General features: G+C 65.1%; 16 protein-coding genes. 9 read left to right on the top strand and 7 right to left on the bottom strand.

Annotation, left to right across the window (positions count from 1 at the left end; genetic code table 11):
* Positions 1-61 precede the first annotated feature (61 nt).
* From BJI69_RS03235 to BJI69_RS03215, 5 genes are all read right to left on the bottom strand, one after another.
* Entirely contained in the window at positions 62-826 is a 765-nt protein-coding gene (locus BJI69_RS03235) for a LuxR C-terminal-related transcriptional regulator (protein ID WP_046968974.1), read from the bottom strand.
* Positions 827-913: 87 nt separating this feature from the next.
* Complete coding sequence (locus BJI69_RS03230) at positions 914-2821, bottom strand: ATP-binding response regulator (RefSeq protein WP_046968975.1); 1908 nt, start codon at positions 2819-2821, stop codon at positions 914-916.
* Positions 2822-2891: 70 nt separating this feature from the next.
* Positions 2892-3596, bottom strand: a complete 705-nt coding sequence (locus BJI69_RS03225) for a TVP38/TMEM64 family protein (RefSeq protein ID WP_046968976.1) — start codon at positions 3594-3596, stop codon at positions 2892-2894.
* A gap of 16 nt (positions 3597-3612) precedes the next feature.
* On the bottom strand, positions 3613-4170 hold the full coding sequence (locus BJI69_RS03220; RefSeq protein ID WP_046968977.1) for a nucleoside deaminase: 558 nt from the start codon (positions 4168-4170) through the stop codon (positions 3613-3615).
* Positions 4170-5897, bottom strand: a complete 1728-nt coding sequence (locus BJI69_RS03215) for a glutamine--tRNA ligase/YqeY domain fusion protein (RefSeq protein ID WP_046968978.1) — start codon at positions 5895-5897, stop codon at positions 4170-4172. The genes BJI69_RS03220 and BJI69_RS03215 overlap by 1 nt, the downstream gene beginning before the upstream one ends.
* A gap of 96 nt (positions 5898-5993) precedes the next feature.
* Between BJI69_RS03215 and BJI69_RS03210 the strand changes: the two genes are divergently transcribed.
* Together BJI69_RS03210 and BJI69_RS03205 are read left to right on the top strand one after the other, a co-directional pair.
* Positions 5994-6266, top strand: coding sequence for a putative signal transducing protein (locus BJI69_RS03210; RefSeq protein ID WP_046968979.1), 273 nt, complete (start codon positions 5994-5996; stop codon positions 6264-6266).
* A gap of 29 nt (positions 6267-6295) precedes the next feature.
* The gene (locus BJI69_RS03205; protein WP_181016739.1) at positions 6296-6829 is read left to right on the top strand and encodes an adenine phosphoribosyltransferase; all 534 of its coding nucleotides are present in this window, start codon (positions 6296-6298) and stop codon (positions 6827-6829) included.
* Positions 6830-6862: 33 nt separating this feature from the next.
* Here BJI69_RS03205 and BJI69_RS03200 read toward each other — a convergent pair whose 3' ends face one another.
* Both BJI69_RS03200 and oxyR read right to left on the bottom strand, forming a co-directional pair.
* Positions 6863-7459 (bottom strand): hypothetical protein, encoded by a 597-nt coding sequence (locus BJI69_RS03200; RefSeq protein WP_046968980.1) that lies wholly within the window; start codon positions 7457-7459, stop codon positions 6863-6865.
* Between the two features lie 14 nt (positions 7460-7473).
* Positions 7474-8433, bottom strand: coding sequence for a DNA-binding transcriptional regulator OxyR (gene oxyR, locus BJI69_RS03195; protein WP_046968981.1), 960 nt, complete (start codon positions 8431-8433; stop codon positions 7474-7476).
* Between the two features lie 155 nt (positions 8434-8588).
* Here oxyR and BJI69_RS03190 point away from each other — a divergent pair, with 155 nt between their 5' ends.
* The 7 genes from BJI69_RS03190 to BJI69_RS03160 all read left to right on the top strand — a co-directional run bounded on the left by BJI69_RS03190 (position 8589) and on the right by BJI69_RS03160 (position 15632).
* Complete coding sequence (locus tag BJI69_RS03190) at positions 8589-9137, top strand: peroxiredoxin (protein ID WP_046968982.1); 549 nt, start codon at positions 8589-8591, stop codon at positions 9135-9137.
* Between the two features lie 204 nt (positions 9138-9341).
* Positions 9342-9884, top strand: coding sequence for a carboxymuconolactone decarboxylase family protein (locus BJI69_RS03185; protein ID WP_046968983.1), 543 nt, complete (start codon positions 9342-9344; stop codon positions 9882-9884).
* A gap of 180 nt (positions 9885-10064) precedes the next feature.
* A complete protein-coding gene (locus tag BJI69_RS03180) occupies positions 10065-10424 on the top strand; it encodes a DUF1428 domain-containing protein (RefSeq protein WP_046968984.1) in 360 nt (119 codons plus the stop codon).
* Positions 10425-10541: 117 nt separating this feature from the next.
* Complete coding sequence (locus BJI69_RS03175; protein ID WP_046968985.1) at positions 10542-13229, top strand: M1 family metallopeptidase; 2688 nt, start codon at positions 10542-10544, stop codon at positions 13227-13229.
* A gap of 406 nt (positions 13230-13635) precedes the next feature.
* On the top strand, positions 13636-14049 hold the full coding sequence (locus BJI69_RS03170; protein WP_046968986.1) for a hypothetical protein: 414 nt from the start codon (positions 13636-13638) through the stop codon (positions 14047-14049).
* Between the two features lie 135 nt (positions 14050-14184).
* The gene (locus BJI69_RS03165; protein ID WP_046968987.1) at positions 14185-14592 is read left to right on the top strand and encodes a hypothetical protein; all 408 of its coding nucleotides are present in this window, start codon (positions 14185-14187) and stop codon (positions 14590-14592) included.
* Between the two features lie 17 nt (positions 14593-14609).
* On the top strand, positions 14610-15632 hold the full coding sequence (locus BJI69_RS03160; RefSeq protein WP_046968988.1) for a LacI family DNA-binding transcriptional regulator: 1023 nt from the start codon (positions 14610-14612) through the stop codon (positions 15630-15632).
* Positions 15633-15645 lie beyond the last annotated feature (13 nt).

Raw genomic sequence — 15645 nt, 5'->3', positions numbered from 1 at the left:
CTCTCGCCGCGCTCTTCACGCCTGCCCGCATCGCGCCTGCCCCGCGTGGGTGATGTTCTGGCTAGTCGCCCAGGTGCTGTGCGGCGACCAGTGCCTCCAATCGATTCCGCACATGTAGCGCACGGAAGATCGCGGCGAGGTGAATCTTGACCGTGCCTTCGCTGATTCCCAGCTCGCGCGCGATCAATTTGTTCGGCCGGCCCTTGGCCAGCAGCTTGAGGACGTCGATCTGTCGCTCGGTCAGGACCGTGGCCAGCCGCTCCTTGGTCGTCAGTCCGTCGCTGCCATTGGTGGTCGCGAAGAACGGCGTCGTGGTCGACGCGGCGGCCCTCATCGCTTCGGGCGGTACGTAGATCCCCCCGCCGACCACCAAGCGCACGGCGCTCAGGATGACCTCGGGCGGCGACGATTTCAGGATGTAGCCCTGCACGCCCAGATCCAGCACATGGCGGATGGCGGCGGAGTCCTCTGTGCCGGACAGTACGATGACAGCGCGTTTGTGCGCCGTGCGGGTACCGATGAGGTCGGCCGCATGACGGCGCTCGTCGTCGGTCAGGTCCGGGCTGTCGCTGTCCTGGGAGGTGACCTTGTCGTTCGCGTCGGAAAGCTTTTCGACGGCCTCCCGGATGTGATCGACCCCGCCGTTCGCACCCGGCATGGCCATGTCGATCAGGGCGAGATCTGGAAGGGGATGCCGTTCGAGCTGCGCGCGAAGCTGGGCAACCGTCTCGGCCTCGACGAACTCGACGTTGTCACCCAGCTCACTCAGCTTGAGCTTGACGCCCTCGATGATGAGCCGATGATCGTCCGCGATCAGAACACGCATGCCACTCCTCCGCCCGCATGGTCGCGAGCATCCTTGTTCTTCGAAACATAGCCCCCCGGGCGCCTCGCGGCAAGCCAGCCATCCGGATCAGACGGGAGCATGATGGCCGGCCCAGGCGGAAACCATGACATCGTGCAGGCGTTCCGGCGAAACTGGCTTGTAGAGGACCTGCGTGGTGGTCTGATCGACGTTTCGCAGGTAGTCCCCACGGGTCTCGCCGGTAATCAGGACGCGGGCGAACGGCGGCGGGTCGCCGGGGCGCCGGCGGTAGTAGCGATCGAGCAGGTCGATCACGTCCAGGCCCGTGCCCTCGCGCAGCCGCAGGTCGGAAATCACGATGTCCGGCGGCTGCATCCACTGGTGGACTGCCTCCATGGCCTGCTGCGCATCTTCGGCCGTCATGACCTCGCAGCCCCAGCTGCCCAGCAGGAAGCTGATGCCCGCCAGGATGCTGGGCTCGTCGTCGATCACCAGGACGCGCATGCCGACGACGTCCCGTGGTGTGCCTCCGCCCGGCGCGGCCGTAACCGGGGGTTCGATCTTGCCTGGCTGCACTTCCGGCAGGGTGATAGAGAACACGCTGCCCTTGCCTGGTTGCGATCGGACCATGGCCCTCGTCCCGAGCAGGCCCGCCAGTCGCTGTACGGTGGACAGGCCCAGGCCCAGCCCGCGTCGCGTGCTCTCCGGCCGGCCGGCTTCCGGGCCGCTCTCGACGCGGTAGAACTCGTCGAAAATATGTAGGAGATGCTCAGGTCCGATGCCCAGGCCGGTGTCCCAGACGTCGACGCGGACACTGCCGTCGAGGCGTCGGCGGGCTCCCACGAGCACCCCGCCGCAGCGGGTATAACGCAGCGCATTGCTGACCAAGTTGTTGAGGATGCGCGCGACCATGGTGCGGTCGCAGCGTACCCACAGTCCGGTGGTCCGCACGACGAGGCGAAGGTCGTGCTGTTCGGCCACCATGCGGAAATTCACGCTCACCTCTTCGAAGACCTCATCCAGCGGCACATCGCGCAGCACGGCCGGCATGGCGCCGGTCTCGAGGCGGGACAGGTCGAGCAGCTCGCTGAACAGGTGGTCGAGTGCTTCGACGCACTCCTGGATGTGCGCGATGCGGTTGAGGCGCACCGGGTCGTACTCGTCCACGGCAAGGCCGGAGGAAAACAGGGTGAGGGCGTACAGTGGCTGGCGCAGGTCGTGCGACGCGGCGGCGAGGAAACGTGCCTTCGCCACGCTTGCCGCTTCGAGCGCGGCGTTCTTCCGGGCGAGCTCCTCGGTGGCCATGGCGATCTCGCGTTCCATGCCGATCTGCGCATGCAGGAGTTGGGAGGCGGCGCCGTTGAAACCCCGCTGTAGATCGCCGATCTCGGTATCGTCGGTGACGGGAACCACGACGGTCCGGTCGCCGAGGCCGAGCTGGCGAACAGCGATGGCCAGGTTACGCAACGGGGCGCTCAGCCAGCGCGCGGTGGACCAGCCGATCATCACGGCGATGAACAGGCTCAGGGCCAGCCACAGCAGGGCGTTTTGCACACTCGTTCGTTGTGCGGCGATCGCGTCCTCGACGCTGACGTCGACCGTGACCGAGCCGACGACACGATGACTGACCGGGTCCAGGACCTCGCGCGACACGGTGAGGCTGTCGTCATCGTCGATGCTTCCGTTTACACGGTCCGCGATGATCTCGCCGTCGCGGTCACTGATGCGAACCCGCGCCACCTGCGGCAGCTGGACGATCGATTGGGAAATGTGGGAAATCTCGCGCCGCTCGCCGTTACGCAGCGCCTCACCGGAAACACTGGCGGCCTGCTGCGCGATGGCATCGGCCGTCGAGCGCCCCATCTCATGCAGGGTGTCCATCTGGTGACGGGTGAGCAGGGTTACCAGCAGGACCGCGCTGATGGCCGTGGGCACGAGGGCAACACAAGTCAGGCGCTGCACCAGCGACGTGCGGCGCCACACCCGTTCCAGCCACGTCACCGATACGTCGCGCATGTGCCTCCCCTAGCGTGCCCCTCCCGGGCGACGCGAGGCTACAGCCTAGCGCAGTTCCATGAGGTCGGCGTCAGTCGCGGCGACGGCGACGGTCGCGCAGTTTCTTGACCGCCAGCGGGAGCACGCTGAGTGCGGCGAAGGCGGCCAGGGGGAGCAGGATCCTGCCGTCCAGAAGCCTCGCGAGGGTGAAGGGCGCACTGCCGCCAAACGTGTCGCCGAGGCCGGCGCCCACGGCCGTTTCCGCGACGAGGGACACCGTGCCGCCCAGCCACGTGGCACCCAGGAAGAGCCACAGCGGACAGCGTAGCCAGGCCAGGGCTACGGTCATTGCCCCGAGGGGCACGATGGGGATGAAGCGCAGGGCGAGGGTGTAACTGACGGGATGGGCAGCAAAGCCCGTGCGCATGCGTGTCGCCAGTTCCGGTGGCTGGCGCCCACCCGTGCCGAAGGCGTAGCGGCTGGCCAGGAAAAGCAGGAGCGAGCCAAGCACCAGGGCGACCGACGACAGGGCCGTGCCCTGGGCGATGCCGAACAGCAAGCCACCTGCGAGGATGATGACGATCGTTCCCGGCACGCCGGTGGCGATGGCCAGGGTGAGCAAGCCCGCGTAGGCGAGCCGCGACATCACGGGATGTTCGGCAATGGCACTACGCAGGGCGCCTTCGTCGGCGAGCAGCCGGGTCGGGTGGAAGCGATCGAGCGCGCCGCTGCCGAGCATCACCGCGCCGGCGATCAGCAGCAGGAGCAGAGGCAAGGCGGCCCGCCAGCGACTCATCCGGGCAAGACCGGTTTCAATAGCTGGCGCCCGACTCGCCATAACGGCGAAGCACGTCGCGAGCCTCGTCACGACAGATGTCGCGGCGCACGGCGATGCCGCGACGCTCGAGTTCGCCGATCCAGTCGGCCGGCAGGGGACCTTCGTCGAACGGCGTGAGCTCTTCGACGTCTTCCGAGCGTGCGCCGATAAGCAGTTCGTCCACGCCGGCCCACACCGTGGCGCCGTAGCACTGGCAGCAGGGTTGCGAGCTGGTGGCGAGAACGAATCGGCTGCCGTCTTCGTTGAGGCGGAAGCGTTGCAGGCGCTGCTGTGCCGTCATGTACGCCATCATCTCGGCATGCGCCACGGAGCAGGCATGCGGCACCACGCGATTGACCCCGACGGCGACGATGCGATCGTTGCCGTCGAACACCACGGCACCGAAGGGACCGCCCGTGGCGAGATCGATGTTTTGTCCTGACAGATCGACGGCCAGCCTGACCTTGGCCTCGTCACCGGCATAGGTGAGCGAGGTGTCCACGGCTTCGTGGACCCAAGCGGGCAGGGTGAGATGGACTTGTCCGTAAAGCATCAGGCTTGCTTCGCCCACGAGTCGCGCAACGTCACCACGCGGTTGAACACGGGGGTGCCCGGCGTGTGGTCATGCATGTCCGCGACGAAATAGCCCAGACGCTCGAACTGCAGGCGGTCTTCACGTGCGGCAGCGGCGGCGGCCGGTTCCACGTAAGCGTGGACGACGCGACGCGAATGCGGATTGATGTGGTCCTTGTAGGTCTTGCCGTCGCTGTCGTCGTCGGGGTCGGCGGCGTCGAACAGGCGATCGTACAGGCGCACCACGGCCGGCACGGCATCGGGCGCGCTCACCCAGTGGATCGTGCCCTTGACCTTGCGGTCGGCACCGGGCATGCCCGTGCGGCTTTCCAGGTCCAGCGTGCAGCGCAGTTCGCTGACCTCGCCGTTCGCGTCCTTGATGACCTCGTCGCACTTGACGATACCGACACCACGCAGGCGAACCTCACCCTCGGGTTTGAGGCGATGGAATCCCTTCGGCGGAATTTCGGCGAAGTCCTCGCGTTCGATCCACAGCTCGGGCGAGAACGGAACGCTGCGCGTGCCGAAGCTTTCGTCCTTCGGATGGTTCGGGAAGGTGAGCGACTCGTGGTGCGCGGCGTCGAGGTTGGTGATGACCAGCTTCACCGGATCGATCACCGCGAGGCGTCGCGGCGCCACACCATCGAGATCTTCGCGCACGGCACCTTCGAGCACGCTCATGTCGATCGTGCTGTTCTGCTTGCTGACGCCGACACGTTCCCAGAACAGACGAATACCCGCGGCGGTGAAGCCGCGACGGCGCACGCCGGCAATCGTCGGCATGCGCGGATCGTCCCAGCCGTCGACCAGGTTCTCGGAGACCAGGGTGATCAGCTTGCGCTTGCTCATCACGGTGTAATTGAGGTTGCCACGCGAAAACTCGATCTGTCGCGGCTTGCTCGGCGTCGTCGGCAGCCCGGCGTCGACCAGGGACTGCCAGAGCTCCGGATCGTGTGCGAGGTCGACCTTGTCCACGCACCAGTCGTACAGCGGACGATGGTCTTCGAACTCCAGCGTGCACAGCGAATGCGTGATGCCTTCCAGTGCGTCGGAAAGGGAGTGCGCGAAGTCGTACATCGGATAGATCGGCCAGGCGTCGCCGGTGTTCTGGTGATGCACTTTTCGCACGCGATAGAGCGCCGGATCGCGCAGGTTGATGTTGCCTGCCGTCATGTCGATCTTCGCGCGCAGCGTCTTGCTACCGTCAGCGAACTCGCCCGCGCGCATGCGCTGGAACAGGTCGAGGTTCTCGTCGATGGTGCGGTCGCGATAGGGGGAATTGCGGCCCGGCTCGGTCAGCGTGCCGCGGTACTCGCGCACTTCCTCGGCCGAGAGGTCGTCCACGTAGGCGACGCCCAGGCGGATCAGCTTGAGCGCCGAGCGGTAGAACACGTCGAAGTAATCGGAGGCGTGACGCAGTTCGGCCCACTCGAAGCCCAGCCACTTCACGTCGCGCTGGATGGCGTCGACGTACTCGACGTCTTCCTTCGACGGGTTGGTGTCGTCGAAACGCAGGTTGCAGGTGCCGGCGAACTCGGTGGCGAGACCGTAATTGAGGCAGATGGACTTGGCGTGGCCCAGGTGCAGATAGCCGTTGGGCTCCGGCGGGAAGCGGGTGTGGATCACCTTGTGCTTGCCGGAAGCCAGGTCCTCGCGGACGATCTGGCCGATGAAGTGCTGCTGCAGGACGGGCGTTTCGGTCGACATCGCAAAGGACTCAGAGGGTGGGGCGCGGCAAACATCCGAGTTTACCTTAGGCGCGAAACCCTTGCCGCCGGGCGGCGGCGCAGGTAGCTTCCTCTCATGCGTATCGCCTATCACGCCGAATCCCTGATCGACGCCCATCTGGTGAAGAATGCGCTCGAGCAGGCGGAAATTCCCGCCTTCATCGCCGGAGAGTTCCTGACCGGTGCGGTCGGGCAGCTTCCGGCGCGGGACTTCCTCGCCGTGATGGTTCCCGAGGCGGCCGCGGACGCGGCCGAATCGATCGTTCGCGTCATCGACAGGCAACTGGCCGAGGCGCGCGCCGCCGCGGCCTCCGACGACGATTTCGGCGCCGCCACCCTTCCGGCCTGAGCGTCGCGACACTTTTCAGGATCCATACCATGCAGGCCCATGATTTGAAGGCCCTTACCGACCTTGTCCGCGATGTTGTCGACTTTCCGCGTCCGGGCATCATGTTCAAGGACATCACCCCCCTGCTTGCCGACGCCGACGCGTTCGGCGCCTGCATCGATGCGCTGTGCGCGCCGTGGCAGGGCCTGGGTATCGGCGCGGTTTGCGGGATCGAGTCGCGCGGATTCATTTTCGGCGCCGCCATGGCCCGGGCGCTCGGCGCCGGCTTCGTCCCCTTGCGCAAGGCCGGCAAGTTGCCGCCGCCGATCGTCGGCGTCGATTACGGCCTGGAGTACGGTCACGACCGTTTGGAGATCGGTACCCAGGCGCTGTCGCCGGGCGAGCGGGTGATCCTGGTCGACGACGTCCTGGCGACCGGCGGCACCCTCGAAGCGGGGCGCCGACTGGTCGAGCGGCTGGGCGCGGAGGTCCTCGGCGCCAGCGTGGTCATCGAACTGGCCGGCCTGCAGGGACGCGCAAAGTGGTCCGGCGCCGCGCCCCTGCATGCCCTGATCGGCGGCTGAGGCTTTCCTGGCGGGTGCTGTCGCCCGGTGTGGCTAGTGGCTCGCCTCGTGGATGTCTTCGACCAGGACGATCTCGCAACCACCCGCGCCGGTGTCCTCGCGGGTAAGCGACGTATTCCAGTGCCAGCCGTCGTCGCGCTTGACGTCGACCAGGAAGCCTTCGAGGTGGATCACTTCCCCGGGGCGCACCTCGCTCAGTTCGCGCGCCACGGTGTCGTTGGCCGGGATCATGTGCATGTTGGCGCTGGAATCCTCGATCTCGTGGCGCGGGATCGGGAAGTGGTCGGTGTACCAGAAGTAGAAGCGGTTGGACTGGGAAATCCGGATCTTGTCCAGCACCGAACTATCCGACATCCGGCCCCAGCCCAGGGCAAGGTCGGTGGGCGCGATCGGTGCGAGGTCGTCCAGCTGATAGTCCTCGCGGGAGAGCACCCGGCCGGTCATGGCGAACTTCGCGCGGGGCTCCAGCGAGAAGTGGCCACGTGCGAGTTGTGGTCCCCGGCCCAGGTCCCTCTGGCTGGGCACGTCGCCCGCGAGCACGCCGGCCGCCGCGTGCACGGGTCGCTTGTGCCACCACGAGTACGCGCCCAGGCCGCAGAGCAGGAGCAGGACGACTAGCCAGACGCGCATCTATCGGAGAACCGTCAGGAGGATGGAAAGGCAACGGCTGGCGGACTTTCCGGTTGACGCGTGACGCATTCCCGGGCGTTGAACAGCTCGGCCGGCACGTCGCGAATCACCTCGGCAAGGGCCGTGAAGAACGGCGTCATCGCCGAGCTCTTGCGCCAGACCATCGCGATGCGGCGACTGGGCGCCGGGCTTTCGAATTCGATCAACCGGACGTTGCCGGACTGGGCCACGGGCGGCTTCACCGCCAGGATCGGCATCAGCGTGATGCCGACGTTGGCCGAGACCATCTGGCGCAGGGTCTCCAGGCTGGTGGCCCGGAAACCGGTCTTCTCACCGGCACCGGCCAGATGACAGACCTCGAGCGCCTGGTCGCGCAGGCAGTGTCCATCCTCCAGGAGCAGGAGGTTCTGGTCGGAGAGGTCTTCCATCTTCAGGCACTGCCGCCCGGCGAGCGGATGGTTGTCCGGAACGGCCAGGACGAAGGGCTCTTCGAACAGGAATTCGACGTGCAGCGAATCGTCGTGCATGGGTAGGGCGAGGATGCCGGCGTCGAGCGCGCCCTCACGCAACATGCCGAGGATCTGCTCGGTTTTTTCCTCGCGCAGCAGCAGCTCCAGCCGCGGAAAGCGCTGGCGCAGGTGAGGGATGACATGCGGTAGCAGGTACGGGCCGAGGGTCGGGAAAATGCCCAGGCGAATCGTTCCGGACTCCGGGTCCCGCGTGCGCTGGGCGATCGACTTGATCTCGTCGACCTGCGAAAGCACGCCACGTGCCCGCCGGGCGATTTCGCGGCCGGTCTCGGTGAGCAGGACCTTTCGTGGCGTGCGCTCGACCAGGGCCACACCCAGTTCGTCCTCGAGTTTGCGGATCTGCGTGGAGAGGGTGGGCTGGCTGACGAAGCTGGCTTCGGCGGCGCGACCGAAATGGCGGTGCTCGGCCAGGGCAACGAGGTAGGACAAGTCACGCAGGTTCATGGCGACGGGCTCGACTCGGTTTCGATAGGGCCAGCCTATCACATTGATGTCTACAATCGATTTGAGATATATGTCCCGGCCCGCTAACCTTACGTTTCAGTCGCGGCAACCTGAGCGCGCGCAGAGTTCAAACCACCCTCAACGGAGAGTCAAACGTGCTGAGCATTGGCGATAAGTTCCCCCAGTTCAACCTCAAGGCTGTCGACGGCGGCCCGCTCGCGAACAAGATCGAAGACGCCTTCACGGTAGTCTCCGACAAGTCGTACGAAGGCAAGTGGAAGCTGGTGTTCTTCTACCCGAAGGACTTCACCTTCGTCTGCCCGACCGAGATCAAGGGTTTCAGCGACCTCAACGAGAAGTTCGCCGACCGTGACTGCCAGGTCCTGGCTGTCTCGACCGACTCCGAGTTCGTCCACCGCGCCTGGCGCATGGACCACGCCGACCTGAAGGACCTCACCTTCCCGATGGTTGCCGACATCAAGAAGGAGCTGACCACGGCTCTCGGCATCCTGACCGACGAAGGTGTTGCCCAGCGCGCGACCTTCCTGGTCGATCCGAACGGCGAGATCCAGTTCGCCTACGTGACCGCCGGTTCCGTCGGCCGCAACCCGGACGAAGTGCTCCGCGTCCTCGACGCGCTGCAGACCGACGAGCTGTGCGCCTGCAACTGGAAGTCCGGCGACGAGACCCTCAAGGTCGCCTAAGGCTTCACTGGTCGTAAGTCCCGCGCCGCAAAGCTCCCTCCCCCGCGTGGCGCGGGCTACCCGAGAGGCGGTGAAGTTCGCTTCACCGCCTCTTTTCTAAGACCACCCGCCTCACCGACACGTCCCCCGTGTCCCGCGTGAACCGGCGCCGTGCGCGCCGAGCCATTCCGCGCCTCATTCCTCATCCAAGACAAGGTGCATCCCATGAGCGTCGCCGATCTTCGCAGCAAGCTTCCCGAATACGCCAAGGACCTCAAGCTCAACCTCGACTCCGTGTTGAGCGAAGCGGGCGCCCCGGGCCTGAACCTCGCCCAGATCTCGATGGTCGCCCTCGGCGCTGCCTTCTCCGCGCGCTACAAGCCGCTGACCGAAGCCATCGCCGCGTTCGCCGCCGAGCACGCCACGCCGGAGCAGCTGACCGCCGCCAAGGGTTCGGCCGCGATCATGGGCATGAACAACATCTACTACCGCTTCCAGCACCTGGTCAGCCACCCGGAATACGCCACCATCCCGGCCAAGCTGCGCATGAACGTGATCGGCGCCTACAAGGGTGATGCGAAGAACGACTTCGAGCTGGTCTCGCTGGCGGTCTCGGCCGTCAACGGCTGCGGCATGTGCATCGACTCGCACGACAAGGTACTGCGCGACGGTGGCATTTCGGTCCAGGCCATCCAGAGCGCCGTCCGCATCGCGTCGGTGATTCACGGCATCGCCGTGGTCCTCGAGCAGGCCGATGCCGCCGGTTGATTCAAGGGAATGTGGGAGCCACTTCAGCGGCGAAAAGCCAACGGAGCGGTGAAACGGGATGCCCCATCGCCGGCATAGCCGGCTCCCACGGAAAACCACACCCTGAAAGGCCGCGTTTAACGCGGCCTTTCTTCGTTATGGGAGACGCTCCCCGAACATCCACCCCGGGAGGGTTCCACCATGAGCTACGTCGACGGTTTCGTTCTACCCGTGCCACTGGATCGCATGAACGAGTACAAGAAGATGGCCCGCAAAGCCGGCAAGATCTGGATGGAATACGGGGCCCTTTCCTATAACGAATGCGTGGCCGACGACGTCAAGCCGGGCAAATCCACCTCGTTTCCGCAGTCGGTGAAACTGAAAGCGGGGGAGACCGTGGTGTTCTCCTGGGTGGTCTACGAGAACAAGCGCTCACGCGACCAGATCATGAAGAAAATCATGGAAGATCCGCGATTTGCCATCTATATGGATCCCAAGAACATGCCTTTCGACGGCAAGCGGATGTTCTTTGGCGGGTTCAAGCCGATCGTCGAACTCTAGGGCGCCGGCGGCCGGAATGACGCAACGCAGCGAGGACAGGGGTGCCTTCTGGCACTGTGTCGAAGGTCATCCCTGTTCTCAGGATGCGCGATTACCCACAGGGGAGTCCCACCCACCATGCGTCGTTTCGTCCGCCCTCTCGTTCTCACCGCGCTTGCCGCCTGCTGTGGCGCTGCGTTCGCCGCCGGCACGGACGCCGCCGCGCCCCTCGGCCACCTGCCCACCTGGGCCCAGCCCGAAAACTACAAGCTGGCCTTCAAGGTCGATCCGAAGCAGGAAAACTATTCGGGTTCGACGATCATCAAGATCAAGCTGAGCCAGGCTTCTGACTTCATCTGGCTGCACGGCAAGGACCTCACGGTTTCCAAGGTCACCGTCACCGACGCTGCCGGCAAGAAGCACGTCGGCAAGTACACCGTGGCTGCCGAGAAGGAAGGCGTCGCTCGCATCGACCTCGGTGCCAAGCTCGAGCCGCAGGAGATCATCCTCGCGATCGACTTCACTGCGCCGCTGAACAAGCAGCTGCAGGGCCTGTACAAGGTCTCGCACGAAGGCGTGCCGTACGCGATGACGCAGATGGAGCCGGTATCCGCGCGCTACGCGTTCCCAGGCTTCGACGAGCCGTCGTTCAAGGTGCCGTTCGACCTGAGCCTGACCATTCCGGCCGACGACCAGGGCGTAGCGAACACCGCCCAGGTGAAGGAAGAAAAAGCGGGCACCGGCTGGAAGACGCTCACCTTTTCCACGACCAAGCCGCTGCCGACCTACCTGGTCGCGTTTGCCGTCGGTCCCTGGGACGTCGTGAAGGGTCCGGACATCTCGCCGACCGAATTCCGTTCGACCGCGACGCCACTGCGCGGCATCGCCGCCAAGGGCGAGGGCCATCGCATGCAGCACGTGCTGGGCGAGACCAACGCGATCATCCACACGCTCGAGGACTACTACGGGTTCGGTTATCCGTACGACAAGCTCGACCTGCTCGCCGCGCCTGATTTCAGCGCCGGCGCCATGGAGAACGCGGGTCTGGTCACCTTCCGCGACTGGCTCCTCCTGATCGATCCGGACTCCGCGGCGCAGTACGTTCGCGGCTCGTTCAACGTCAACGCGCACGAGCTGGCCCACCAGTGGACCGGCGACACCGTGACCATGGCCTGGTGGGACGACCTCTGGCTCAACGAGGCCTTCGCCACCTGGATGCAGCAGAAGGTCACCACCAAGGTTCACCCGGAATATCGCGCCGACCTCGATCGCGTACGCGGCGCCCAGGGTGCGATGAACAACGATAGCCTCGTCAGTGCGCGCAAGATCCGCCAGCCGATCACCGGGAACGGCGACATCGAAACCGCGTTCGACGGTATCACCTACCAGAAGGGCGCCGCCGTCCTCGGCATGTTCGAGGGCTACGTTACCGATCCGGTGTTCCAGAAGGGCATGCGTGCCTATATCCAGAAGCACAAGTTCGCCAACGCGACGGCTGACGACCTGATCGATTCGATCGCGGAGGCTGCTGGCCAGGGCGACGCGTTCAAGAAGGCGTTCCGTAGCTTCCTCGACCAGTCGGGCGTGCCCTACGTCACCACCGAGGTCAAGGTGGAAGGCGGCAAGACCGTCCTGCACCTGACCCAGAGCCGCTACCTGCCTTTGGGCAGCACGGGCGACGCCAGCCGCGTGTGGGGCGTGCCGATGTGCGTGCGCTACGGCACGGCCGGTGGCGCGAACAAGGTCAAGTGCGAACTGCTCGACCAGGCCACGGGCACGATGGTGCTGGACGACGCCGCCAAGGGCACCTGGGTACTGCCGAATGCGAACGGCCGCGGTTACTACCGCTTTGCGCAAAGCAAGACCGACCTCGCCGCGTTGAGCAAGGTGGTCGGCACGCTGAGCGACGCCGAGCAACTGGCCTATGCGGATGCCGTGCGTGCGGCCTTCCTGCATGGTGACCTGGATGCCGGCAACGTGCTGGCGGCGCTCAAGCCGATCACGGCCTCGAAGACCCGCGAAGTCTTCACCGCCCCGATCACCACCTTCAACTGGATCCTCCACAACGAAGCCACCACCGATGCCCAGCGCGATCACCTGCGCAAGTGGGCCGTCGACGCCTACCTGCCGAAGCTCAAGGCACTGGGCTACCGCAAGAAGGCCGGTGAAGCCGACAACGACACGATCACCCGCACGACGCTCGCCGGCTTCCTCGGTGACGACGACATCGCCGCGCCGGAAGTTCGTGCTGAGCTGCTGAAGCAGGGCGACGCCGCGTTGCAGGTGAAGGACGGTCGTCTCAGCCTCGATGCCGCCGATCCGGATCTGCTCGGTGACGCCCTCGGCGTGGCCGTGCAGGAGCGCGGTGCACCGGCCGTCGACGCACTGATCGCCGAGATCCCGAAGACCTCCGATCCGGCCAAGCGCAATGCAATGCTGTCGGCTCTCGCGAGCGCGAAGGACGTGGCGCAGGCGAACAAGGTCCGTGACTTCTCGCTGAGCAAGGACGTGAAGGTTGGCGAGATGGCCTCGTTGCTGCGTGGCAGCCGCGATTCCGAAGCCTCGCGTAACGAACTGTGGAAGTGGTACGTCACCAACTACGACAAGATCATCGCGCGCACCGGCAGCTTTGCCGGCGGCAAGGTGGTCACCATGGCGGCAGCCGGTAGCTGCTCGAAGGCGGAAGCCGATCGCATGAGCGAGTTCTTCAAGCCGAAGCTCGCGCAGGTGAGCGGTGCCGAACGCGATCTCGCCCAGACCAGCGAGTCGACCCTGCTCTGTGCGGCCCTCAAGGCCAAGCAGGATCCGAAGGCAATCACGCGCTGAGTTTCTTCGTCAGGTAGAAAAACGAAGAGGCCGGGCGAGTGATCGCCCGGCCTCTTCATTTGATCAGCGAATCTGCAGCGTGGCGCGCTTCGCACCACCGGACCCGTTCGGCAAGACCACGACCTTGAAATTACCGCCGTCACGGCCGCTGGCATCCCACGTGCTGCGATGACCGATGATCGTCGCGCCTCGAAATGATCTGCGCTAGCCCTCTGCATAATCGATGGGCGGAGGACGAGTTCGGCAATGGCCTTCACCGCGACCACGTGTGATCGCCACCCATATCGCCGTAGGCGTAGGCGATCGCCACTACCTCGCGAGAGCTACTCGCTTGATCTCACGCTCGAGCCTTTCGCACCGAACCGTTCTCTGCTCTCTTGATTGCTATCAATCAGGAAGGGTCGACATGCAAGTCACTTTGCCCGCTAGCATCACCAATCCGCGCAACGCTTCCGTGGTAACGAGAAAAGAGGCCGCCGCGCCTGTCTCCGTGGTTCAGCCCACCGTCGGACCGACAAAAGGCCTCGATCTTTCTCACATCACGCCCCGGTCACTTCACGCGTACATCGACGAGCGAGTCATGAGCGGAGAGATAGACGATACCGAAATGCTCTATTGCTCGTCGCTCTTTTGTTCCATCCCAGACGAGTGGTACAGCGAATGCCCTGATATGCCCGTGGATGTCACCTCGCGTGTGAAGAGCTTTGCGGACTTTACCCGCGCTCACGGCTTGACGTCAGACACGACGTTCTACGAGGGCATGTTGGCATGGATGAAGATGTCGGAGGAAAAGTCGGTCCACATCTCGGTCGTTGCTTGATGCGCCAGCTCTGTCGCGCCGTCGTAGGTCGACGACGAAGGAACGCGTAGCTGCCCACCGCTTTCATGCTCAACTGACTTTCGTCGCTCCGTTTTCTCTGGCCTCTTGAAGCACACTCATCAAGAGGTGCCTCGCATGAATATCATCAGTCCGGTCTTGGGGCCGGGTGCATACGCAGTAAAAGCGACGACCATGCAGGCGCCGGTCGATGCTCGAACCGGTGCCCGCGCAGCGAAAGCAGTTGTGTCGAGTACCATCGATTTCTCCCGCGTTACGCCGAGGCAGCTTCAGGCCTATGTCAGCGGCATGGTCCGGAGTAACAGGATGACGGCGACGGATGGCTCTGCCATCAGTAGCTCGATTCCGCATGAGTGGTACGCAAAGCGACCCGATGTCCCCGTGGATTTCACGGCGAACATGAAAAGTAAGCTGGACGCCGCTCGCGGCCAGAGCTCGAAGCCACTGGCGGCGTTCTATGCAGGCTTGATGGAGCGCATGAAAATGATGGAGGCCCAGAGTGTCCCCATCTCGGTCGTCGCCTGATGCGCTAACCTTGGTGCATGCCGCCACGTTCCCCTCTGCCAACCCGCGCCTCTCCCGCCACCGCCCGCGATGTGGCGGAGGCGGCGGGCGTTTCGATTTCGGCGGTCTCGCGTACCTTTACGCCCGGCGCCAGCGTGTCGGCAAAGACGCGTGAGCGGGTGACCTCGACGGCCGAGCGGCTCGGTTACAAACCGAACCGCCTTGCGCGCAGCCTCATGACGGGGCGTACCGAGCTGATCGGCCTCGTCTCGAATCACTTTGCCAATCCGACCTTCATGGAGGTCTTCGACCTCTTCACCCGCGAGCTGCAGGCGCGTGGGTTGCGGCCTCTGCTGGCCAACCTGGGAGAGGACGAGGACGGCAGGGCGGCTCTCGACATGCTGCAGCAGTACAACGTCGACGCCGTACTCATCGCCACCTCGGCACCGCCGGCCGGCTTTGCCGCCTCGTGTCGGGCGGCAGGCCTGCCCGTGCTGCACGTGTTCGGCCGGGCGGGGCGCTCGTCGCCCGTGCCCGTGGCGACGGTGGATAACGTCGAGGGCGGCCGTCTGGTGGCCGATGCGATGCGATCGCGGGGGCTGCGTCGCCTCGCCTTTCTCGGTGGCTCGGCGCAGGACGCGTCGACGATCGATCGCTGCAAGGGGTTCGCTGAGGCAGCGGGCTCGTCGTTGAAGCAGACGCTGCACGCAGGCAACTACACGCACGAGCACGGACGAGCAGCGATGCATGCCTTGCTCGACCGCGAGGACCGCCTCGACGGGGTTTTCTGCGGTGATGACGTGTTGGCGCTAGGGGCGATCGATGCGTGTCGGGAGCGAGGCGTCGATGTGCCGGGGCAGATCAGCATCGTTGGCTTTGACGATATGCCACTTGCCGCATGGGCCTCTTATTCGCTGACGACGGTCAGGCAGCCGATCCGCGACATGGTCCTGCACGCGATCGAGCGGATCGTGGCGTGGATGGAAGATCCGGCGGCGGTGCCGCGGAGCAAGTTGTTTCCCTGCGAGCTGGTGATTCGGGCGAGCATCCGCGACGCGTAAGGTTCCGTCCCGG

The sequence above is a fragment of the Luteibacter rhizovicinus DSM 16549 genome, assembly GCF_001887595.1.
GTDB lineage: Bacteria > Pseudomonadota > Gammaproteobacteria > Xanthomonadales > Rhodanobacteraceae > Luteibacter > Luteibacter rhizovicinus.
This window is presented reverse-complemented; position numbering and strand designations above follow the sequence as displayed.